Raw genomic sequence first — 21,556 nt, 5'->3', positions numbered from 1 at the left:
AAACGCATACCGTAGCGTAGCTATACACTCCAGGTATACGCATGGTGTAGAGTGCTGGGCATGTCAATTGGCCACACCCTGCTCGGACTCCTCGAGGGCGGCCCGCGCCACGGCTACGACCTCAAGCGAGCCTTCGACGAAAGATTTGGGCACGACCGCCCGCTGCACTACGGGCAGGTCTACTCGACCATGTCCCGGCTCCTGAAGAACGGCCTGGTGGAGGTCGACGGCATCGAGCACGGCGGTGGCCCGGAGCGCAAGCGCTACGCCATCACCGACGCGGGCATCACCGATGTGGAGGGCTGGCTCACCCAGCCCGAGAGGCCCGAGCCCTACCTCCAGTCGGTCCTCTACACCAAGGTCGTCATCGCCCTGCTCACCGGGCGCGACGCGGCCGATCTCCTCGACGTCCAGCGCGCCGAACATCTGCGGCTGATGCGCGATCTGACCCAGCGCAAGCGCGGTGGCGATCTCAGCGACCAACTCATCTGCGACCACGCCCTCTTCCATCTCGAGGCCGATCTGCGCTGGCTGGAACTCACCGCCGCCCGCCTCGGCCAACTCGCCAAGGCGGTGCGTTCATGACCCCGGCAGGCTCCCTGCTGATCGCCACGTCCCTGCACAAGACGTACGGTCACACCCCCGCCCTGGACGGTGCGGACTTCTCCATCCACCCCGGCGAGGTCGTCGCCGTCATGGGCCCCTCCGGCTCGGGCAAGTCGACGCTGCTCCACTGCCTGGCCGGGATCGTGAAGCCGGACTCCGGCTCCGTCCACTACAACGGGCGCGAGCTGACCACCCTGTCGGACGCCGAGCGCAGCGGTCTGCGCCGCGGCGAGTTCGGCTTCGTCTTCCAGTTCGGCCAGCTCGTCCCCGAGTTGAGCTGTGTGGAGAACGTCGCGCTGCCGCTGCGGCTGAACGGCACCAAGCGCAAGGAGGCCGAGGACCGGGCGTCGGCATGGATGGAGCGGCTCGAGGTCGCCGATGTGGCGCACAAACGGCCCGGTGAGGTCTCCGGCGGCCAGGGGCAGCGGGTCGCCGTCGCCCGGTCGCTGGTCACCGGGCCGCGGGTGCTGTTCGCCGACGAGCCGACCGGTGCGCTGGACTCGCTCAACGGGGAGCGGGTGATGGAGCTGCTGACCGAGGCCGCCCGGGAGTCCCGTACCGCCGTGGTGCTGGTCACCCACGAGGCCCGGGTCGCCGCCTACTCCGATCGCGAGGTCGTCGTCCGCGACGGCAAGGCCCGCGACATGGCAGGGGTCCGATGAGCGGCCAGGACGCCCCGGCGGAGGAGCCCCGCTCCCGCGTCTCCGTCACCCGCTGGGCCGCCGATCTGGCCATGGGCGGCCGGTTCGCGGTCACCGGCGGCCGGGAGAGCTGGGCCAGGACGATCATGACGGCGGTGGGCGTCGGCCTGGGGGTGGCGCTGTTGCTGCTGGCCTCCTCCATCCCCACCGCGTACGAGCTGCGCGGTGAGCGGTCCGACAGGCGCGCGGCGCTCGGCTTCGAGGTGGACCCCAAGCCCGGCCCCGACACCATCCGCCTCGGCCAGGCGAACACCACCTACCGCGACCAGGACATCGAGGGCCTGGTGATGGCGCCCGACGGCGACAGCCCGCCCAAGCCTCCGGGTATCGGCCATCTCCCGCACCCCGGCCAGATGTGGGTCTCGCCCGCGCTGAAGAAGCTGCTCGACTCCGACGACGGCAAGCTGCTGCGCGACCGCTTCCCCTACCGCACCATCGGCACCATCTCCCACGACGGCCTCTCCGGCCCGTCCGACCTGCGCTACTACGCGGGGATCACCCACAAGACCTTCGACCGGGTGGGCTCCGACTACCGCATCGACCGCTGGGGCACCAAGAACGTCGGCAAGCCCGAGCCCCTCAACCCCGCACTGCTGCTGCTGATCATCGTGGGCTGTGTGGTGCTGCTGCTGCCGGTGCTCATCTTCATCGCCACCGCCGCCCGCTTCGGGGGTGAGCGGCGCGACCGGCGGCTGGCCGCGCTGCGGCTGGTCGGTGCCGACATCCATATGACCCGGCGGATAGCCGCCGGGGAGTCGCTCTTCGGATCGCTCCTCGGACTCGCCGTCGGCACCGGATTGTTCCTGCTGGCGCGGGAGATCATCGGCGGTATCGAGGTCTGGGGCATCAGCTTCTTCGCCTCCGACATCGTGCCGTCCACCCCGCTCGCCCTGGCGGTCGCGGTGGCCGTGCCCGCCTCGGCCGTCATGGTCACGCTGGTCGCCCTGCGCGGCATCGCCATCGAACCGCTGGGGGTCGTACGGAACGCCACGCCCAAGCGCCGCCGTCTGTGGTGGCGGCTGCTGCTGCCGCTGCTGGGCATGGCCCTGCTGCTGCCGCTCGCGGGCGGCTTCGGGTCCGGCAGCGGCGGCGGCGACATGAAGGCGTACCAGGCCGCGGCCGGCGCCGTACTGGTGCTCGTCGGCACCACCGCGCTGCTGCCCTGGGTCGTCGAGGCCGTGGTGGAACGGTTCGGCGGCAGGGGCTCGGTGCCCTGGCAGCTCGCCACCCGCCGGCTCCAGCTCAGCAGCGGCACCGCCTCGCGTGCGGTCAGCGGCATCACGGTCGCCGTCGCCGGGGCCCTCGCCCTCCAGATGCTCTTCACCAGCGTGCAGGCCGAGGACGCCACGTCGACCGGCCAGGACCCGACCCGCGCCCAGCTGATGGTGAGCGTCCCGGTGGCCAACGGCACCCAAGCCCACGACGCCTTCGACCGGTACCGCACGACCAAGGGCGTGCGCGATCTGCTCGGTGTCACCGAGGACTACATCTCCGATGTGCACCGCAGCAAGGACGATCCGTCGTCGGTCCCGGAAGAGGCCATCACCATCGCCGACTGCCCCACGCTCCGCGAGGTGGTCCGCATCACCAGCTGTAAGAACGGCGCTGTCTTCCTCGTCGATTCGCCGAGCTACTACGGGGAAGGGGAGGGCTTCGCCAAACCGGGCGCCAAGGTCAACCTCGCCTACCACGACGACGGTACGCCGGACCTGCGCGAGAAGAAGGTGTGGACGATCCCTCGCTCGGCCACGAAGGTGAAGCCCCGGCAGGACCCGGGCGGCGGCGAACGCACCGGCATCTTCGCCACCCCCGGCGCCTTCGACGTCGCCGATCTGCCCGACCCCCAGGCGTCGGCCATGATCCGGCTGGACCCGAAGGTGCCGGACGGGGTCGAGTATGTGCGCAACGCCAGCGCGGTGCTCTCCCCGACGATCGATGTCATGCGGCTCACCAGCACCGAGCAGTCGGATGAGTTCACGGTCATCCGCAAGGCCCTGTTCATCGGCGCCACCGCGACCCTGCTGCTGATCGGGGCCAGCATGATCGTGACCACCCTGGAGCAGCTCCGCGACCGCAGGCGGCTGCTGTCCGTCCTGGTCGCCTTCGGCACCCGGCGCACCACGCTCAGCTGGTCCGTGCTCTGGCAGACCGCGGTCCCGGTGGTGCTGGGCCTGGCGCTGTCGATCGCGGGCGGGCTGGCGCTGGGCGTGATGCTGCTGAAGATGGTCGGCCAGCCGCTGGCCGTGGACTGGACCGGGCTCGCCACCATGACCGGTGTCGGCGGCGGGGTCATCCTGCTGGTGACCCTGGTGAGCCTGCCGCCGCTGTGGCGGATGATGCGGCCGGAGGGTCTGCGGACGGAGTAGGCACTTCCGCCATCCGCCATCCGCCATCCGCCATCGGGGGCCGTTCCCACCTGAGGGAACGGCCCCCGATGGCATGTTCAGGAGGTGGTCCGGGCGACCCGTACCGGCAGCGGCCGCAGCGCCTCCCGCAGAGCCTCCGCGAACGCCTCGAACTCCTCGGTGCGCGCCGCGCCCGCCCGCATGGCCAGGGCTATCCGACGGGCGGGCGCCGGATCGGCGAAGTCGCCGGTGGCCAGATGGTCGTTGCGCGCGGTCTCCACCCGGAGCGCGGTACGCGGCAGCAGCGTCACCCCGAGCCCGCCCGCGACCAGCTGCACCAGAGTGGAGAGCCCGGCGGCGCTGGTGGTCACCGGGGTGCCCTCGGTGCGGCCCGCCTCACGGCAGACGTCCAGCGCCTGGTCGCGCAGGCAGTGGCCCTCGTCGAGCAGCAGCAGATCCAGCTCCTTGAGCGCCTCGCGGGGGATGTCATCGCGTCCGCCCAGCCAGTGGTCCCGCGGGGTGACCAGCACGAAGTCCTCGTCGAACAGCGGCATTTCGACCACCCCGGGCGCGCCGAGCGGCACCGCGAGCAGCAGCAGATCCAGACGGCCGTGGGCCAGTCCCTCCAGCAGCGAGGCGGTCTGCTCCTCGTGCACCTGGAGATCGAGCCGGGGGTAGCGCTGATGCACCAGCTGGAGCACGGTCGGCAGCAGATAGGGCGCCACGGTCGGGATCACCCCGAGCCGCAGCACACCGGTGAACGGCGCCCGCGCCGCCTCGGCCTCCTCCAGCAGCTCCCCGACCGCTTCGAGCACGGTGCGTGCACGGACCGCCAGCCGCTCCCCCGCCGGACTGAGCAGCACCTTGCGCGTCGTACGCTCGAGCAGCTGGACACCGAGTGCCTCCTCGAGCGCCGCGACGGCGCCCGAGAGCGCGGGCTGGCTCATCCCGATGGCGGCCGCGGCATCGCGGAAGTGCAGCTGCTCCGCGACCGCGACGAAGGCCCTGAGCTGGGAAATGCTCGGCTGGCGCGGTTTGCCCGGCGGTGTGGGTGATGCGGCCACTGATAGCCACCTCCAATCAACCCCACCGAGTGTAGCTATTTCACTGATCAATGCACTCTGTGCCAAGGTGGAATCGTCCAACCCCAGGAAAACCCGGACGACCGGGTCTTTCCTATGCGAAAGCTGCAAGGAGTGCGCGTGCTCACCGTCGGTGACAAGTTCCCCGAGTACGACCTGACCGCCTGCGTGTCGCTGGAGAGCGGCAAGGAGTTCGAGCAGATCCACCACAAGTCCTACGAGGGCAAGTGGCGCGTGGTGTTCTTCTGGCCCAAGGACTTCACCTTCGTGTGCCCGACCGAGATCGCCGCCTTCGGCAAGCTGAACGACGAGTTCGCCGACCGTGACACGCAGATCCTCGGTGTCTCCGGCGACTCCGAGTTCGTCCACCACGCCTGGCGCAAGGACCACGCCGACCTGCGTGACCTGCCCTTCCCGATGCTGGCCGACTCCAAGCACGAGCTGATGCGCGACTGCGGCGTCGAGGGCGAGGACGGCTTCGCACAGCGCGCCGTCTTCATCGTGGACCAGAACAACGAGATCCAGTTCACCATGGTGACGGCCGGTTCCGTGGGCCGTAACCCCAAGGAGGTCCTGCGGGTGCTGGACGCCCTGCAGACCGACGAGCTGTGCCCCTGCAACTGGAGCAAGGGCGAGGACACCCTGGACCCGGTGGCCCTCCTCTCCGGAGAGTGAGCTGATTCGCCATGGCACTCGATGAGCTGAAGTCCGCGCTGCCGGACTACGCCAAGGACCTCAAGCTGAACCTCGGTTCGGTGATCGGCAACTCGGAGCTTCCGCAGCAGCAGCTGTGGGGCACCGTGCTGGCCTGCGCGATCGCCTCGCGTTCGGCGCGTGTGCTGACCGAGCTGGAGCCGGAGGCCAAGGCCAACCTCTCGCCGGAGGCGTACACCGCCGCCAAGTCGGCGGCCGCCATCATGGCGATGAACAACGTCTTCTACCGGACTCGGCATCTGCTGTCCGACCCGGAGTACGGCAACCTGCGCGCGGGGCTGCGGATGAACGTCATCGGCAACCCGGGTGTGGAGAAGGTCGACTTCGAACTGTGGTCGCTGGCCGTGTCCGCGATCAACGGCTGCGGAATGTGCCTCGACTCGCATGAGCAGGTGCTCCGCAAGGCGGGCGTGGACCGCGAGACGATCCAGGAAGCCTTCAAGATCGCCTCCGTGCTGCAGGCGGTCGGCGCCACCCTGGACGCCGAGGGCGCCCTGGCCGCGGGCGGCTGACCTCGGTCACATTCGGGCACGTGGAAACCCGAAGGGCGACCCACCGATCGGTGGGTCGCCCTTCGGCGTTCGTTCACCGGCCCATGGCACCGGCCCGGATTACCGGGCCCCGCCCTCCCCGGGCGGCAGACCCGTCGGCGCGGTGGGCGCCGTACCGGAGGCGGTGGCGCCGTGCGGGCCCGGGACGGCGCGCAGGGCGTTCTCCTGGCTGTAGCTGCGCAAGTAGACGACCACCGTATTGGCGACCGCCACCAGCGGAACGGCCACCACCGCGCCGCCGATGCCGCCGATCAGCGAACCGGCCGCGACCGAGAGCACCACGGCCAGCGGATGGACCCGCACCGCCCGGCCGAGGATGAACGGCTGGAGCACATGGCCCTCGATCTGCTGGACGGCCAGCACCACGATCAGCACCATCGCCCCCGTGAACACGCCCTGGGTGACCAGCGCCACGACCACCGCGAGCGCACCGGAGACCACCGCGCCCACCAGCGGAATGAAGGCGAAGAGGAAGATGAAGACGGCCAGTGGCACGGCCATCGGCACATCGAGGAAGAACAGACCCACGCCGATGAAGATCGCGTCGATCAGCGCCACGATCACCGTGCCGCGCACATACGCGGTCAGTGTCGACCAGGCGCGCGGGCCCGCGCCCGCCACGCCCTCACGGGCCTGGGCGGGGACCAGCTTGAGGGTCCAGTTCCAGATCTTCGGGCCGTCGTACAGCAGGAAGAGCGTGGAGAACATCGTCAGCAGGATGCCCGTCAGCACCTCGACGACGACCGTGACGCCCTCCAGCCCCGCCGAGGTGATCTGCTCGGTGTTGGCGCCGACCGCCTCGCGCAGGCTCTTGGCCACATGGTTGATCTGCTTCTCGGTCACATGGAACGGGCTGTGCAGCAGCCAGCGCCGCAGATCGTCGATACCGGCCTGGACCTCGCCCGAGACCTCGTCGACGTTCTCCATGACCTGCCAGACCACGAACCACACGACCAGGCCCATGACGACGAAACCGGCGATGAAGGTGAGCGCGGTGGCCAGCCCGCGCGGCACACCGCGCCGGCGCAGCCGGGTCACGGTGGGCTCCAGCAGCGCGGTGATCAGGATCGCGACGGTGAAGGACAGCACCACCAGCTGGACGGAGCTGATGACCCGCATGAGCACCCACACCGTGCCGCCGAGCACCAGCAGCCGCCAGGCCGCCTCGGCGGCCACGCGGACGCCCCAGGGCACGGCGGCCACCGGATCGGGTCTGGCGGAGACGGCGGGGGCGTAGGCGGGCGGGGCGGGCACACTGGCCGGCTGCTCCGGCCGGGCGGTCTCGCCCTCCCCCGCGGCGCCCTCAGCGCTCTCGCCCGCGGCGCCCTCAGCGCTCTCGGCACCCCGCGGGCGTTCTTCAGATGATCCGGGCCCCGGTCCGGGCCTCGGTTCAGATCCCCGTTCGGGCCTTGGTCCGGGCCCCGGTGGTGTCCGCGGGCCGGTGTCACCGTCACCGTCGCCCTCGCGCCCCCGCATCTCGGCCTGTTGGGATTCGAGCCGGTGGGCGAGCCGGGTAAGTCCGGTTCCCAGCCTGCCGACCCACTGCGGCAATTTGGACATTTCTCGTTTCCTACCCCCGGTTTCCCCCTAGGCCGTCAAGGAGACGTTACCTGCTGAGGATGCGCGAAACCCCCGACCTGAGCCGGGGGTTTCGGAAGCGTTCGATCCTGTGCCGCTACCGGGCGGGGCCCGGTGGAACCGGCTCAGTAGTGGCCGTTGGCCTGCCAGAACGACCAAGCGTCACACGGGCTGCCGTAGCGCTCGTTCATGTAGTTCAGGCCCCACTTGATCTGGGTGGCCGGGTTGGTCTGCCAGTCGGCGCCCGCCGAGGCCATCTTGCCGGCCGGCAGCGCCTGCACCAGACCGTAGGCACCCGACGAGGGGTTGGTGGCCTTGTAGTTCCAGGTGGACTCGTGGTCCACGATGTTGCTGAAGCACTGGAACTGGCCACTCGGCACGATCTGCCGCGCCATCGCCTGGACCTCGGAGATGGTGTACGAAGCCTGCTGGGGGAAGCTGGAGGAGTCACGCGTGGCCGAACGGCTCGCGACCTCCTTCTTCTCCTTCGCCTCGCGCTCCTTGGCCAGCTTCTCGGCGGCTGCCTTGTCCGCGGCGGCCTTCTTGGCCTTCGCGTCCTTGGCTGCCTGCTTGCGGGCTGACTCCTCGGCGGACTTGCGCGCCTCCGCGTCGGCCGCGGTGGACTGGACGTCCGCCTGCTGCGTCAGGGATGCGGTCTGCGCGACGGCCTGCTGCCCAGCAGGTATGTCCGCAAGGAGCGTCGAATCGGCGGCGGTCGCCTCGATCGGGTCGGACGAGCCCTGCTGCTGCTGTCCGCCCGCGGCGACGCCGACGACGGCGCCCACAGTGGTGACCGCGGTGGCCGAAGCCACTGCGAATCCCCGGACCGAAATCCGGCTCACTCGGTTTCCTTCCAGCATCGCCCGCTTAGGTGACCTCGCGGGCGCAATCGTGCCCCTGGCGCTGTCCTCCCCTTGTTCCGTCCCCGGTGGTGCGATGGGGTCGACTGGTCACGGGAGGCACGGGCCCGGTGGGGATCCCCCGCGGGAGATCCTCGAGGTGCTCGGGCGGCATACGGCGAACGCTGTTTAGTTCTGATACTGCTGTTGCTCGGTACCGCTGGGGGTACTGGTGTGCCGTATGCGGGGCCTGACAGAACCCACACACTGCCGGACACGGAGCCCCCTAGGCAATTCCCCGCCAGGTGTGAAAGCTCACATCCTGTTTACGCCCTAGGGTTTCTGGAAATCCCCGCGCACCAAGACGCCGCGCGGCTAAGCTCATTGGCCTTTCCGCGCGGCGTCCTGTGGCCGCAAACGACTCAACCGGCTCAGATGTGGCTGTCCTCCAGCATTTCGGTCACCAGCGCCGCGATCGGCGAACGCTCGGAGCGGGTCAGGGTGACATGCGCGAACAGCGGATGCCCCTTCAGCTTCTCGACGACCGCCACCACCCCGTCGTACCGCCCGACGCGGAGGTTGTCCCGCTGCGCCACATCGTGGGTGAGCACCACCCGGGAGTTGGCGCCGATCCGGGACAGAACGGTGAGCAGCACGTTCCGCTCCAGCGACTGGGCCTCGTCGACGATGACGAAGGCGTCATGGAGCGAGCGGCCGCGGATATGCGTCAGCGGCAGCACCTCCAGCATGCCGCGCCCCACGACCTCCTCGATCACCTCGGCACTGGTCACCGCGGACAGGGTGTCGAAGACCGCCTGCGCCCAAGGGCTCATCTTCTCGGCCTCGGTGCCGGGCAGATAGCCCAACTCCTGGCCGCCCACCGCGTACAGCGGGCGGAAGATCATCACCTTGCGGTGCTGACGACGCTCCAGCACGGCCTCGAGACCCGCGCACAGCGCCAGCGCCGACTTGCCCGTACCGGCCCGGCCGCCCATCGAGATGATGCCGACCTCCGGGTCGAGCAGCAGGTCCAGGGCGATGCGCTGCTCCGCGCTGCGCCCGTGGATGCCGAACGCCTCACGGTCGCCGCGCACCAGCCGCACCTGCCCGTCCGGGGTGACCCGGCCCAGCGCGTTACCGCGCTCGGACTGGAGCACCAGGCCCGTATGCACGGGCAGTCCGGCCGCGTCGGGGATGTGCGCCGTCTCGGCGGCGAACAGGTCGTCCACCTGTTCGGCCGGGACGGCGAGCTCCGTCATCCCGGTCCAGCCCGAGTCGGTGATCGCCAGCTCCGCGCGGTACTCCTCGGCGAGCAGGCCCACCGAGGACGCCTTGATGCGCAGCGGCAGATCCTTGGACACGACGGTGACGTCGTACCCCTCGGCCTGCAGGTTTCTGGCGACCGCGAGGATCCGCGAGTCGTTGTCCCCCACCTTGCCGCCGTGGTTCAGGAAGGCGGCGGGGAGGATGCCCGGGTCGGAGTGGTTGAGCTCGACACGCAGGGTGCCGCCCAGTTCCCCGATGGGGATCGGAGCGTCCAGACGGCCGTAGCGGATGCGGTACTCGTCCAGCAGGCGCAGCGCCTGCCGGGCGAAGTACCCGAGCTCCGGGTGGTGCCGCTTGGCCTCCAGTTCCGTGACCACCACGACCGGCAGCACGACTTCGTGCTCGTCGAAACGGGCCATGGCATTGGGGTCGGCCAGCAGGACGCTGGTGTCGAGGACATAGGTGCGCCGGTCGTGCTCGCGGCGTTTCTTGCTGGTCACCACGGGTGGACGAACCCCCTCGGGAGAGGTTGGGGTGCGACGGCGTCGCGGGAGTGAGGTATCCCCGCCGCAGACGGGGAACGGACCGGGCTCAGGCCCCACTGGGAGGGCCGAGCGCCGGCCCTCCGCGTCATACGCACGATCCGCACAGTCGTCCGTGTGCAAAGGGCCTCCCGGGCGAACGGCCCGATGCCGTCCGCTGGCAGTTCGACGCCCAACTGGACAGGTGGGACAGGGCGTCGACCTGGAAGGGATATTCCCTCGAACGTGCGGGGGCATGCAACGGCATATGACGGCGCGGATATGAACGTTGTGAAACCAGCGTGCTGAACGGCCCGGGGCCGGACGCCGGCCGGCGTCCGGCCCCGGGCCGGTGAACTGCGGTGCTACAAACGGGAACTAGCTGCCGTACCTGCGATGACGGGCGGCGTAGTCGCGCAGCGCGCGGAGGAAGTCGACCTTGCGGAAGGCGGGCCAGAAAACTTCACAGAAGTAGTACTCCGAATGGGCACTCTGCCACAGCATGAAGCCCGAGAGCCGCTGCTCACCGCTGGTGCGGATCACCAGGTCCGGATCGGGCTGCCCACGGGTGTACAGGTGTTCGGAGATGAGGTCGATGTCGACGACCTCGGCGAGCTCCTCGAAGGAGGTGCCCTTGGTGGCGTGGTCCAGCAGCAGCGACCGCACCGCGTCGGCGATCTCCTGCCGCCCGCCGTACCCGACGGCCACGTTGACCAGTATTCCGCCGATGTGCTCGGTGTCCCGCTCGGCCTCCTTGAGGACCGTCTGGGTGCGGGAGGGCAGCAGATCGCGGTTGCCGACGTGGTGCACCCGCCAGCGGCCGTCGGCGGCCAGGTCGCGGACCGCGCCCTCGATGATGTTCAGGAGCGGGACCAGCTCCTCCTCGGGGCGGTCCAGGTTGTCCGTGGAGAGCAGCCAGAGCGTGACGACCTCGACGTCCGTCTCGCTGCACCAGCCGAGCAGCTCCTGGATCTTGCTGGCGCCCGCCTTGTGGCCCTGCTCGGCGGTGCCACCGGCCGCGCGGGCCCAGCGGCGGTTGCCGTCGAGGATGACTCCGATGTGCTTGGGCACCTGGGCGTGATCGAGGCGGCCTTCCACCCGGCGTGCGTAGAGCCCGTACACCAGGTCGCGCAAGTTCACGTCTTCCAGCCCCTCAGTGCTTCACATGGCTCGCCATGGCAGTCCGCCCCAAGGCCGACACCCTACTGCGGGGCGGGGGGACTGGCTAACCGGGGCGACCGAATGATCGAATCCCGTCACGCTTCGTAGTCGACCATGTGGGATACGTGCCGCCCTTTTGAGCCCCAGAAGCCCGAAATAAAGCGGGCCGGTCCGTGGGGGGGAGTACGGACCGGCCCGAGGGGGGGTTTCCACCATAACGCTTCGTGAGGGGATGTCCATGCATCTCGGCGGGGCGGGCCCTCCGCGCGCCGATGTCATCCGGCGCCGAGCGCCCCCAGCACCAGTCCGGCGCCCGCCCCGAGGATCATGAACGGGCCGAAGGCCATCGCGGTCCGCCGCCCGGCCCGCCGGGTCAGCACCAGGCCCACGGCGCAGCAGGAGCCAAGCAGCAGCCCGGCGAGGGCGCCCACGAAGAGCACGTCCCAGCCGTACCAGCCCAGTGCGACCCCGAGGGTCAGCGCCAGCTTGACGTCGCCGAACCCCATCCCGCTCGGGCTGATCAGGAACAGCACCAGATACGCCCCGCCCAGCACCGCGCCGCCCAGCAGCGCCCGCGGCCAGGACCCGGCGCTGTGCGGCAGCAGCGCCGCCGCGCCGAGCAGCGCCGCGGCCCCGCCCGCCATGGGCAGGGTGAGGACGTCCGGCAGCCGGTTGACCGCCAGGTCCACGGCCGTGAGCAGCACCCCGAGCGGCACCAGCAGCAGCCACACGGCCAGCTCAGGGCGCGCGCCGACGGCCGCCGCCAGGCCCGCGCACACCAGCGCGGTGAGCACGGCGCCGAGCACCGGGCCCGTCCCGTAGTCCCGCTCGCCGTCCCGGCAGCCGGCGCAGCGGGCGGGGCCCAGCCAGCCGCGCGCCGGGCCGGTGAGCGCGTGCCCGCGCGGACAGGCGCCGCGCCAGGGCTCCTCCGGCTCGACGGCCAGCCGGTAGAGCGGGCGCGGTACGAGCAGCCCGGCGGCCGCGCCGTACGCGGCGGCCATCACGATCAGCAGCGGTTGCACGGGCCGAGCCTACGGAAGCGCCCGGCCGGTGGAACACTGCCGGGACGGGCGGACGGCGTGGAACGGGCGAAGGGGGCGCGGGTCATGGGCCGCTGGCGGGACGGTACGGGGACGCTGCGCGTGGTGGGCGGCGCCGACGGCGCGGACGGCGGCCCGGGTGGCGGCTCGAACGGCGCGAAGGAGGACCCGGGGGGCGTGGCGGGCAGCGCGGGGCGCGCGGAGGGCATTCCGCTCACCATCGCCGCCTCCTACCGCGCCCGCGCCCGCGGGCTGCTCGGCCGGGACGGGCTGACCGGCGCGCTCCTGCTCACCCCGGCGAGCGGGGTGCACACCTTCCGGATGCGGTTCGCCATCGACGTCGCCTATCTGGACCGGCGGCTCACCGTCCTGGACGTCCACACCCTGCGCCCCGGGCGGCTCGGGCGGCCCCGGCTGCGGTCCCGCCATGTGCTGGAGGCGGAGGCGGGCGCGTTGGAGCGCTGGGGCGTGCGGCGGGGCGTGCGCGTCGTGATCGCCCCCGGCCCTTCAGCGCCGCCGCCCTCTTCTGTACGCTGACGTCTCGGTGCCATGGTTGGGGCACCCTCGATCGGTCATGGTCGGGACACCCTCGATCGCGGTCGAGATCATCGAGGTAGAGGTATAGGGGTAGGGGTAGCACGGTGACGACCACGGGCAAGATTCTGCGTTTCGACGAGTTCCGCGGCTACGGCTTCATCGCTCCGGACGACGGTGGCGAGGACGTCTTTATGCACGCCAATGACCTGCTGGACGAGAAGCACCTGTTCCAGCCCGGGTCCAAGGTGCGGTTCGTTCCCGAGTACGGCGACAAGGGGCCCAAGGCCTCCGAGGTGCGCGTCGTCGAGCGTGCCGCACCGGTGCCGGTCGTACGGCCCTCCGCCGGTCCGGACGGCGACGACACCATGTGCGATGTGCTGTCGGTCGCCGAGTTCCGGCAGGAGCTCACCGAGGCGCTGGTCGAGGTGGGCGGCAGTCTGACCGCCGACCAGATCAAGCAGGTGCGCAGGCGGGTCATCGAGATCGCCCAGGCGCACAACTGGATCGAATCCTGACGTCAGGCCCTGTCGGGTCCTGACAGCAGGGTGAGGGGCCGTCGCCGCGACGAACCGTCGCGGCGGCGGCCCCTCCGCTTTCGGCGAGCCTCTGCTTCCGGTGAGCCTCCGCTTCCGGTGACCCTCAGCTTCCGGTGACCGTCAGCTTCCGGTGACCCTCAGCATCGCCCACATCGCCGCCGTCGCGGCCACCACGGTCGCCGGTGCGGTCAGCAGCCCCAGGCGGGTGAAAACCCCCAGGTCGGAGCCGGTCTCCGGGTCGTGGCGGTGGACTATGCGCCGCCACAGCAGGGTGGCCAGGGAGCCGACATAGGTGAGGTTGGGGCCAAGGTTGACGCCGATCAGTACGGCGAGCACGGGCCCGGGGCCGCCCCCGGAGGCGATCGGCAGCAGCGCCAGCACGGCGGGCAGATTGTTGATCAAGTTGGCCAGCACCGCCGCGACCGCCGCGATCCCCAGCAGCGCGGGCAGGCTCGCCCCGGTGGGCAGCACCTCCCCCAGCGCCTCCTGGAGGCCACCCGCCAGCACGGCCTGGACCACCACCCCGAGCGCCAGCACGAACAGGCAGAACAGCGGCCCGGTCGCGCCGACCGCCTCCCTTACGGTCGCCCGGCCGCGCCGCAGCGCTCTTACGGTGAGCACGAGAGCGCCCGCCCAGGCGGCCCACTGGGGGTCGAGGCCCGCCAGCGAGGTCCCGACGAACCCGGCGAGGGTCAGCAGCAGCACGGTCACCGCGAAGACCGGCACCCGGGGCCAGTCGGCGGGCGGGGGCTCACTGGTCCCTGCGGCCAGATCGTCGGCGAAGAAGCGGCGGAAGACCAGGTACTCGATGCCGATGGTCACCAGCCAGGCGGGCCCCATCAGCAAGGCGAACCGGGTGAAGGAGACCCCGCCGGCCTCCAGGGCGAGCAGATTGGTGAGGTTGGAGACCGGGAGGAGCAGGGACGCCGAGTTCGACAGATGGGCGCAGGCGTACACATGCGGCCGGGACCGCGCCCCGAGCCGGGCCGCCGTGGCGAACACCACCGGCGTGAGCAGCACCACGGTGGCGTCCAGGCTCAGCACGGCGGTGACGGCGGCCGCGACGGCGAACACCCCGCCCAGGAGCCGGTCCGTACGCCCCGCGCAGGCCCGCGCCACGGCCTGCCCCGCCGCCTCGAAGAGCCCCTCGTCCGCGCACATCCGGGCCAGCAGCAGTACGGCGGCCAGAAAGCCCACAACGGGCAGCAGTTCCCGGGCCTCCGCCCAGGCCCGTGCGGGCGAGACCGCCCCGATGGCCACCACGATCCCGGCGGCGGGCACGGCCGCGGCCACTTCCGGCAGGCCCCGGGGCCGTACCACCGCGAAAGCCAGTACGCCGAGGAGCAGGACGACGGCAAGGGTCTCGGCGACGGCGGTACTCAGAACAGACTCCGGCGAAGGGTGCGATCAACACACCCATGATGCGGCATCGGGCACCGCGGCCCCGCTCAGCGGTACGCCTGCGGCGGGCTCTTCCCCTCCCCGCCCCTTCCCGATACCCGGGGGCTCCGCCCCAGACCCCCGAGGTCTGAGCGCGGAGACCCCCACCACCCGGCGGAGCCGCATACCGACACCGCGGGAAGGGGCGAAGCCCCGGGCCAGGGGTCAGGGGCGGAGCCCCGGGCCGGGATCTGGGGCAGAGCCCCGGGTCCGGAGTCGCGGGCGAAGGGACACAGCACGGGCCGGGGTCTGGGGCGAAGCCCCGGTTTCGGGAAGGGGCGGGGAGGGGAAAGTCCGGCGGGCGCCGCCCCGCAGGTCAGGCGGTCCTGGGGAAGCTGACCTCCACCCGGCGGTTGCGCTTGCGGCCCTCCTCGGTCGCGTTGTCCGCGATCGGGTACTGCTCGCCGTAGCCCCGGATCTCGTAGTTGACGGAAGGGTCGAGATCCTCGGCGAGCGCCTGCTGCACCGCGTTGGCCCGCTGCTTGGACAGCACGATGCCGTGGCCCGCGGAGCCCAGGTCGTCGGTGAAGCCGAAGACGCGGACGCTCTCGGCGTTCTGCCGCTCGGCCTCGGAGGCGATCTCCTTGATCCGGGCCCGCGCGTCGCCGCCCAGCTTCGCGCTGTCCTTGCCGAAGAGCACCTCGGCCTGGAGGGCGAACTTCACCTTGGCGTTGGTGTCCTCCCGCCGCTCGTCGCCGTCGTCCGTCTCGACCACGGACTTGATGTCCAGGACCCGGCCGGGCGCCAGCTTGGCACCCTCGGGCATCTTCAGATCGGAGTCCTTGGCGTCGATCTTGGTCGGCGGGGTGGTGTCGGCGGGCGCGCCGGGGCCGCTGTCCGCGTGGGCGGGCGGCGCCGGGGCGGTGAGGGTGACCAGGAGCGCGGTGGAGGCCAGCGCGGCCAGTACGGGGCCGCGGCGCGCGGGGCGGGCCGTCGTCTGCGGTGTCATGGCGCGGCTCACCCGGAGAGGGTGATGCTGACGGACGGCATGGTCGGGATCTGGAAGTCGATTTCCTTGACGCTCTTCGGCGGGGCCGGGAACTGCGCGAACAGCGGGCGGCTCTCATTGGGCTTGATCCCGGAGAGCCCCGTGGTGCACAGGCACTGGCCGTCGGTGTCCCTCAGGACGAGATAGCGCTTCTTGCCCTTCCCGTCGATGAGGGATGCTCCCGAGACGGACGGGCTGGGCTTCACGTCGGTCTCCTGCGAGCGCCAGGCGAACGCGGTGAAGAGCTGGCTGCCGTGGTTCGTGACGGTGGCGTTGACGGTCACGAACCCGCCGTCGTCGCGCACCGCGGAGTGCAGGGTGACGACGACCCCGCCGGGCCCCTTCATCTCGCCGATGGTCTTGGAGGAGTCCGCCGCGGGCTCCTGCTCGTCGCCGTCGTCCTTGCCCGCGGTCGACGTCCGGTCCGCGGCGTCGTCGGGCTTCTTGTCGCCGTCGCCGTTGCCGCACCCGGCCACGGCGAGGGCCAGGGCCGCGGCGAGCGCCGTCGCGGCGGCCCCCCTCCGGGCCTTCGTCGTGTGCCGAATGCTCATCGCTCGCTGTCCTTTGCTCTTCTGCTCTTCGTTCGCTCGTCAGTCGGCCAGGTGCACGGAGAAGAGATCCTTGGCGTCGGGGAAGAGATCGAGACGCGTCGGGTCGATGGTCAGGTCGGTTCCGTCGCAGAGGAGGTCGATGGGCGGCTTGTCGTCCTTGCCGTCGTCCTTACCGCCGTCCCCGCCCTTACCGTCGTCGTCCTTACCGTCGTCGTCCTTACCGCCGTCGTCCTTACCGCCGCCGTCGGGCCGCTCGGTCGGCGGGGCGGGCGGCCCGGCCGTACACCGCGGGGTGACGACCGCCTTGGCCGTCGCCTCCCCGTACTGGCTCTCCGTGCCGGGGATGACGGTCTTGCCCACGGGCTTGTGCGTCTTCACGGTGACGGTGAAGGACGTCGGCAGGAAGTCGGGCCCGCGGCAGTCGGTCACATCCGCCCCGTTCTGGTCGGCGAACCACTGCGCCTGATCACAGGCGTTGGTGCCGCCCAGCCCCCGTCCGTCCAGCAGGTCGTCCCATGCGCTGCCGTTTCCGATCGCCTCCAGGAACCCCTTGCGCAGTTGGTCGCGGTAGTCCTGGGCGGCCGCGAGGGCCGCCGCGTCGGCGGCGGTCTGTCCGCCGTTGCGGGTGGCTCCGGCCTGGCCGACGGCGAAGAGGGCGAGCGCCAGGAAGAGCAGGCCCGCCACCGCCGTGATGTAGATCGGAAATGCCTGCCCCGCGTCGCTCCTGAGATCTCGGCGCGCTGTCACGGGACCGGTCAGATGCCGACGACCTGTGCGACCTTGTTGGAGATGGCGTTTGCGATCTCGCTGCCGATGTCCGTGCTCGACACAACCAGGACGATGGCGACCACCACGGCGATGATCCCCAAATATTCGATCGAGGTCTGCCCCCGATCGTTCCGCATGACGCGCTTCCCCATTGTGTTCCCCTCCATGGGCTGCCGTCCCTGTGTGGTCCGGCGACTCAACCCCCGTGGTGTCGCTCGCGACACGAGCAAAGTACGCCGAAACAGCCGTCTCGGAACAGTGCCCCAGGAAGCATTGCCTTCCCCGTTCACCACGTTCGAACCGTGGACGTGACCGCCAACCCCGACCGCGCATCCGTCTCACCCCCTCCCGCACCGAGGAGTTCTCCGTCGAAGACTGTCCCACATTCAATTGCAACCGCGAAGGAGCTTCACCTAAAAGAGACCGTCAGTCCCCGGTCACCGAGCCGAAGTCGGTGCCCGAGCCGATGAAGAACCCCGCAACGAGCAACACCATGGTCCCGGGCACCATGAAGGTCGTGATGACCATGGTCGCCTTCGGCACCGCGCGGGCCGCGCGCCGCCGGGCGTTCTGTGCGTCCGTACGGCGCATGTCGTTCGCAATGGCGATCAATGTCTCGACAATCGGAGCGCCCAGCTCCTCGCCCTGCTGAAGGGCGGTGACGAACTGTGCGACCTGTTCCGAGTCATTACGTTTACGTAGTTCCTCGAACGCCTGACGGCGGCTGACTCCCATGTCCATTTGCCGAAGTGTGATGCGAAGTTCATCCGCCCAGGGGCCCTCGTACTTCTCGGCGACCCGGTCCAGGGCCTGACGGAAGCTCAAACCGGCGCTCACCACGACGGCCAGAACATCCAGAAAGTCCGGCAACGTCCGCTCGATCGCGTCCTTGCGCTCGCGCACCGCCGCCCAGATGCCCACCTCGATCCAGAACAGGCCGAACGCCACCAGCAGCAGCGCCAGCAGGACTTGACCCTTGAGCAGCATCACCAGCGCCCCGACGAAGCCGAGCGCCCCGTAGACCGCCCGCCGGGCCGCGTAGCGATCCACTGTCAGACCGCCCGGGTTGCCCGCCAGATCGATCCGGCGGCGGACCCGGGCCACCCGCTTCTCGCCCATCAGCCGCAGCACCAGCGGGGCGTAGCGCATGCCCAGCCGGTCGACGGCCGACCCGACCACGGTCGTCCGGCTGGAGCCGACCTCCAGGGCCACCGCCAGATCGCTGGGCAGCTTGGCCTCGCTGCGGTACAGCGTGATGCCGTAGGCGATGCCCGCCACCGCGAGACCGGCCGCCAGCGCCAGCAGCAGTGCCATCTCCCTCAAGTCCCCTCTACCTGGATTCGCTCGTACGTCGGTCTCGGACGGTCCTAGACGTCGATCTTGGACATGCGGCGGATGAGGAAGAAGCCGATCCCGTACAGGCAGAAGGCCACGACCACCGCCGCCTGCCCCCAGAAGGACGAGGTCATCCGGTCCAGTGAACCGGCCGAGATCCGGTTCATCAGCAGCAGCGTCCCGATCCCCAGCAGCGGTACGACATAGGCGGTGACGGTCACCTGCGAGAGCTGGGTGCGCACCTCCCGCCGGGTCTCCTTGCGCTCCTCCAGCGTCTGGGTGAGGTTGCGCAGCGAGCTGACCACGGTCCCGCCCGCGCGGTTGGACAGCACCAGCGTGGTGACCAGCACCACCAGCTCCCGGGACGGCAGCCGCTCGGCCAGCTCCTCCAGCGCGTCGTCGATCGAGTGGCCGACGGCCAGCTTGGCCGCGACCTTGGCCAGCTCCTCGCCCGCCGGCGCCTCCATCTCGTCCGCCGCCATGCCGAGCGCGGTGCGCAGCGCCAGCCCGGCCTGGGTGGCGTTGGCCAGGATCCGCGACAGCTCGGGCAGTTGGTTGATGAAGCGCTCTATCCGCTTCTGGCGCTGCCAGCTGAGGAACGCGAAGGACCCCCACACGGCCACCACCGCCGCTATCGGGCCGAAGAACGCCGCGAGGAAGGACGCCGCGATCAGCCACAGCCCGGCCGCCGCCCCCGCCGTGTAGACGAAGAACTCCCCCGGGGTGATCTCCAGCCCGGTGGCCGCCAGCCGCAGCTCCAGCTTCCGGCCCAGGGAGGTGGTGCGCAGCCGCCGGTCGACGCCCGAGAAGCGGCGCGCGCGGGCGGTGCCCGGCAGCGGGCCGGTCTCCGACAGCCGGTCGATCAGCGCGCGCTGCTGCTCCTTGCCGCGGACGTAGGTGTGCACGCCCACGACGCCCAGCGCGCCGCACACCAGCGTCGCGCCGAGGGCGGCCGTCGCGAGATGGTCCATGGGCCCTGCTACCTCCGGTCCCTGGGGTCGAACGGGGGTCGGTCCTGTGGGGGCCGGCCGAACGGGGGACGGTCGTACGGGTCGTACCCGGCCGCGCGGGTGGCCAGCTGTGCCGGGAAGGCGGCCACGCCGAAGGCGGGCGGCACCGGCTCGCTGGCCATTCGCAGCCGCTCGGCGACCCGCTCCGGCAGCGGGAAGTAGCCGAACCGCCCGTGCACCACCCGGTCCGCGCCCATCGGCTGGGCGTCGAAGCGGCAGACGGTGGCGATGCGGTACGACTCGTGGCCATGGCTGTCGAGCAGCGCGATCTCGCTGATCCGCCGCGAGCCGTCGGCGTGCCGGACGAGCTGGACGATGCAGTCCACGGCGCTGTTGATCTGGTCCCGCAGCGCCTCGTAGGGGATCGCCACGTCCGACATGGAGGCGAGCGTCTGGAGCCGCATCAGCGCGTCCTCGGCGCTGTTGGCGTGGACGGTGGCCAGCGAACCGTCGTGGCCGGTGGACATGGCCTGGAGCATGTCGAGGGTCTCACCGCCGCGCACCTCGCCGACGATGATGCGGTCGGGGCGCATCCGGAGGGAGTTGCGGACCAGGTCGCGGATGGTGATCCGGCCCTTGCCCTCGACGTTGGGCGGCCGGGACTCCAGCCGGATGACATGGGTCTGCTGGAGCTGGAGTTCGGCGGCGTCCTCGACGGTGATGATGCGCTCCCCATCGGGGATCAGCCCGGAGAGGGCGTTGAGCAGCGTGGTCTTGCCGGATCCGGTGGGGCCGGAGACCACGACGTTGAACTTGGCCCGCACCAGCGCCGCGAGCAGCATCAGCATCTGTTCGTCCAGCGTGCCCATGCCGATCAGCTCATGGAGGGTGTAGGCGCGGGGGAAGCGGCGGATGGTGAGCGTGGCACCGGTGAGGGCGAGCGGCGGGATGATCACGTTGACGCGCTCACCGGAGGGGAGCCGGGCGTCGACCATCGGATTCGACTCGTCCACGCGGCGGTTGACCGTGGAGACGATGCGCTCAATGGTCTGCATCAGCTGCTCTTCGGAGGCAAAGCGGACGGGGACCAGCTCGACCCGGCCCGCGCGCTCCACGAAGATCTGGTCCGGGCCGTTGACCATGATCTCGGTGATGGAGGCGTCCTCGAGGAGCGGTTCGAGCACCCCGAGGCCGAGCGCCTCGTCCACCACCCGGCGGATCAGCTGGGAGCGCTCGCTGGTGGACAGCACCGGGCCCTCGCGGCTGATGATGTGGCCGAGCACGCGCTCCAGCCGGGAGCGGCGCTCGGCGGTGGAGAGCGAGGACATCTCGGCGAGGTCGATCTCCTCCAGCAGCTTGGCGCGGTAGGCGGAGACGAGCTGCCCGTCCTGGCGCCCGCTGCCCTCGCCGGGCCCCTCGGGCGCGGTGATACGGGCCCGCAGGCTCATCGTTCGCCTCCCAACGCGGCCGACGCCAGGTCGCCCGTACCGCCGTCTCCGTCGTCGCAGGGCATGGTGGCGCTCTTCTCGGCGCTGCCGAAGTCGAAGCCGGGGATGACGGAGGGGATCTCCACGGTCGCGGTGGCCTGCGCCTCCCCGCCCCCGCAGCCCCCGCTGCCGATGCTCGCCCCGTCGGCCAGCCACCCGCTGATCGCCGCCTTCCCGGCGGCCTGCGGGCTGGTCCGCGGCTCGTCCAGCGACGCCGTCCGCGCCGCCGCCCGCGCCGCGGTCCCGGCCTGCTGCGCGGCGTACGCGGCGATGCCGAGCTGCACGGCGGCGAGCGCGACGAGGATGAGGACCGGCAGAAACCCGAGGAACTCGATGGACGCCGACCCGGCGTCACCCCGCCCCCGACGCGACGCGCCGCGGCGCCGCCCCACCCGGCCCGGGGCCGTGGCCGCCGCCGGACGGCTACGGCGGCTGGGCGCCGTCGTGGGGCGTCCATGGCCGAGCGCCATCGTCGGGCGCCCATGGCCGAGCATCGTCGTGGGGCGTCCATGGCCGGGCACCATCGTGGGGCGTCCATGGCTGAGGACGTGACGGGTCAT

22 protein-coding genes are annotated in these 21,556 nt (G+C 70.9%); 7 read left to right on the top strand and 15 right to left on the bottom strand.

Features of this window, described 5'->3' with window-relative positions:
* Positions 1-60 precede the first annotated feature (60 nt).
* Genes J2Z30_RS41190 through J2Z30_RS41180 form a run of 3 tightly spaced genes read left to right on the top strand, consistent with a single transcriptional unit; the run spans position 61 to position 3,673 of the window.
* Positions 61-585, top strand: a complete 525-nt coding sequence (locus J2Z30_RS41190) for a PadR family transcriptional regulator (protein WP_044570662.1) — start codon at positions 61-63, stop codon at positions 583-585.
* Positions 582-1,268, top strand: coding sequence for an ABC transporter ATP-binding protein (locus tag J2Z30_RS41185; RefSeq protein WP_044570664.1), 687 nt, complete (start codon positions 582-584; stop codon positions 1,266-1,268). Before J2Z30_RS41190 ends, J2Z30_RS41185 begins: the two co-directional genes overlap by 4 nt.
* A complete protein-coding gene (locus J2Z30_RS41180; RefSeq protein ID WP_044570666.1) occupies positions 1,265-3,673 on the top strand; it encodes an ABC transporter permease in 2,409 nt (802 codons plus the stop codon). Before J2Z30_RS41185 ends, J2Z30_RS41180 begins: the two co-directional genes overlap by 4 nt.
* Positions 3,674-3,750: 77 nt before the next feature.
* Here the strand turns inward: J2Z30_RS41180 and J2Z30_RS41175 are convergent, their stop codons facing one another.
* Complete coding sequence (locus tag J2Z30_RS41175; RefSeq protein WP_044570668.1) at positions 3,751-4,716, bottom strand: hydrogen peroxide-inducible genes activator; 966 nt, start codon at positions 4,714-4,716, stop codon at positions 3,751-3,753.
* Positions 4,717-4,854: 138 nt separating this feature from the next.
* Here J2Z30_RS41175 and J2Z30_RS41170 point away from each other — a divergent pair, with 138 nt between their 5' ends.
* Both J2Z30_RS41170 and J2Z30_RS41165 read left to right on the top strand, forming a co-directional pair.
* Positions 4,855-5,409 carry a peroxiredoxin gene (locus J2Z30_RS41170; protein WP_044581484.1) on the top strand — a complete coding sequence of 185 codons (555 nt, stop codon included), beginning with the start codon at positions 4,855-4,857 and terminating at the stop codon, positions 5,407-5,409.
* Positions 5,410-5,420: 11 nt separating this feature from the next.
* Positions 5,421-5,960 (top strand): alkyl hydroperoxide reductase, encoded by a 540-nt coding sequence (locus J2Z30_RS41165; protein ID WP_044570671.1) that lies wholly within the window; start codon positions 5,421-5,423, stop codon positions 5,958-5,960.
* 99 nt (positions 5,961-6,059) lie between these two features.
* Here the strand turns inward: J2Z30_RS41165 and J2Z30_RS41160 are convergent, their stop codons facing one another.
* From J2Z30_RS41160 to J2Z30_RS41140, 5 genes are all read right to left on the bottom strand, one after another.
* Complete coding sequence (locus J2Z30_RS41160) at positions 6,060-7,559, bottom strand: AI-2E family transporter (RefSeq protein ID WP_044570673.1); 1,500 nt, start codon at positions 7,557-7,559, stop codon at positions 6,060-6,062.
* A 143-nt stretch (positions 7,560-7,702) separates the two neighbouring features.
* Positions 7,703-8,419 (bottom strand): aggregation-promoting factor C-terminal-like domain-containing protein, encoded by a 717-nt coding sequence (locus J2Z30_RS41155; RefSeq protein ID WP_020868746.1) that lies wholly within the window; start codon positions 8,417-8,419, stop codon positions 7,703-7,705.
* A gap of 428 nt (positions 8,420-8,847) precedes the next feature.
* Positions 8,848-10,185 (bottom strand): RNA 5'-3' helicase PhoH2, encoded by a 1,338-nt coding sequence (phoH2, locus tag J2Z30_RS41150; RefSeq protein WP_044570675.1) that lies wholly within the window; start codon positions 10,183-10,185, stop codon positions 8,848-8,850.
* 396 nt (positions 10,186-10,581) lie between these two features.
* On the bottom strand, positions 10,582-11,343 hold the full coding sequence (locus tag J2Z30_RS41145) for an isoprenyl transferase (RefSeq protein WP_044570676.1): 762 nt from the start codon (positions 11,341-11,343) through the stop codon (positions 10,582-10,584).
* Between the two features lie 296 nt (positions 11,344-11,639).
* Positions 11,640-12,365, bottom strand: a complete 726-nt coding sequence (locus tag J2Z30_RS41140; RefSeq protein WP_044581485.1) for a prepilin peptidase — start codon at positions 12,363-12,365, stop codon at positions 11,640-11,642.
* Between the two features lie 105 nt (positions 12,366-12,470).
* Between J2Z30_RS41140 and J2Z30_RS41135 the strand changes: the two genes are divergently transcribed.
* Together J2Z30_RS41135 and J2Z30_RS41130 are read left to right on the top strand one after the other, a co-directional pair.
* Complete coding sequence (locus tag J2Z30_RS41135; RefSeq protein WP_044570678.1) at positions 12,471-12,941, top strand: DUF192 domain-containing protein; 471 nt, start codon at positions 12,471-12,473, stop codon at positions 12,939-12,941.
* Between the two features lie 104 nt (positions 12,942-13,045).
* The gene (locus tag J2Z30_RS41130) at positions 13,046-13,456 is read left to right on the top strand and encodes a cold-shock protein (RefSeq protein ID WP_044570680.1); all 411 of its coding nucleotides are present in this window, start codon (positions 13,046-13,048) and stop codon (positions 13,454-13,456) included.
* A 141-nt stretch (positions 13,457-13,597) separates the two neighbouring features.
* On the opposite strand, the gene J2Z30_RS41125 is transcribed toward J2Z30_RS41130, so the two are convergent.
* The 9 genes from J2Z30_RS41125 to J2Z30_RS41085 form a co-directional block, all read right to left on the bottom strand.
* A complete protein-coding gene (locus tag J2Z30_RS41125; protein WP_044570682.1) occupies positions 13,598-14,860 on the bottom strand; it encodes an SLC13 family permease in 1,263 nt (420 codons plus the stop codon).
* A gap of 373 nt (positions 14,861-15,233) precedes the next feature.
* Positions 15,234-15,866, bottom strand: coding sequence for an OmpA family protein (locus J2Z30_RS41120; RefSeq protein WP_044570684.1), 633 nt, complete (start codon positions 15,864-15,866; stop codon positions 15,234-15,236).
* 8 nt (positions 15,867-15,874) lie between these two features.
* Positions 15,875-16,456 (bottom strand): hypothetical protein, encoded by a 582-nt coding sequence (locus J2Z30_RS41115; protein WP_044570686.1) that lies wholly within the window; start codon positions 16,454-16,456, stop codon positions 15,875-15,877.
* Between the two features lie 39 nt (positions 16,457-16,495).
* Positions 16,496-17,203, bottom strand: coding sequence for a pilus assembly protein TadG-related protein (locus J2Z30_RS41110; protein WP_052701394.1), 708 nt, complete (start codon positions 17,201-17,203; stop codon positions 16,496-16,498).
* 8 nt (positions 17,204-17,211) lie between these two features.
* Complete coding sequence (locus J2Z30_RS41105; RefSeq protein WP_037950645.1) at positions 17,212-17,376, bottom strand: Flp family type IVb pilin; 165 nt, start codon at positions 17,374-17,376, stop codon at positions 17,212-17,214.
* Positions 17,377-17,650: 274 nt separating this feature from the next.
* The gene (locus tag J2Z30_RS41100) at positions 17,651-18,538 is read right to left on the bottom strand and encodes a DUF5936 domain-containing protein (protein ID WP_020868756.1); all 888 of its coding nucleotides are present in this window, start codon (positions 18,536-18,538) and stop codon (positions 17,651-17,653) included.
* Positions 18,539-18,591: 53 nt separating this feature from the next.
* Positions 18,592-19,530, bottom strand: coding sequence for a type II secretion system F family protein (locus J2Z30_RS41095; protein WP_044570692.1), 939 nt, complete (start codon positions 19,528-19,530; stop codon positions 18,592-18,594).
* 8 nt (positions 19,531-19,538) lie between these two features.
* Positions 19,539-20,957: a TadA family conjugal transfer-associated ATPase gene (locus tag J2Z30_RS41090; RefSeq protein ID WP_044570695.1), complete on the bottom strand. Its 1,419-nt coding sequence runs from the start codon at positions 20,955-20,957 to the stop codon at positions 19,539-19,541.
* Complete coding sequence (locus tag J2Z30_RS41085; RefSeq protein WP_372453388.1) at positions 20,954-21,556, bottom strand: TadE/TadG family type IV pilus assembly protein; 603 nt, start codon at positions 21,554-21,556, stop codon at positions 20,954-20,956. Before J2Z30_RS41085 ends, J2Z30_RS41090 begins: the two co-directional genes overlap by 4 nt.

This window comes from Streptomyces iranensis, assembly GCF_017874715.1.
Taxonomy (GTDB): Bacteria; Actinomycetota; Actinomycetes; order Streptomycetales; family Streptomycetaceae; genus Streptomyces; species Streptomyces iranensis.
The sequence above is the reverse complement of the archived record's forward strand: the minus strand, read 5'-3'. Positions and strand labels throughout refer to the sequence as shown.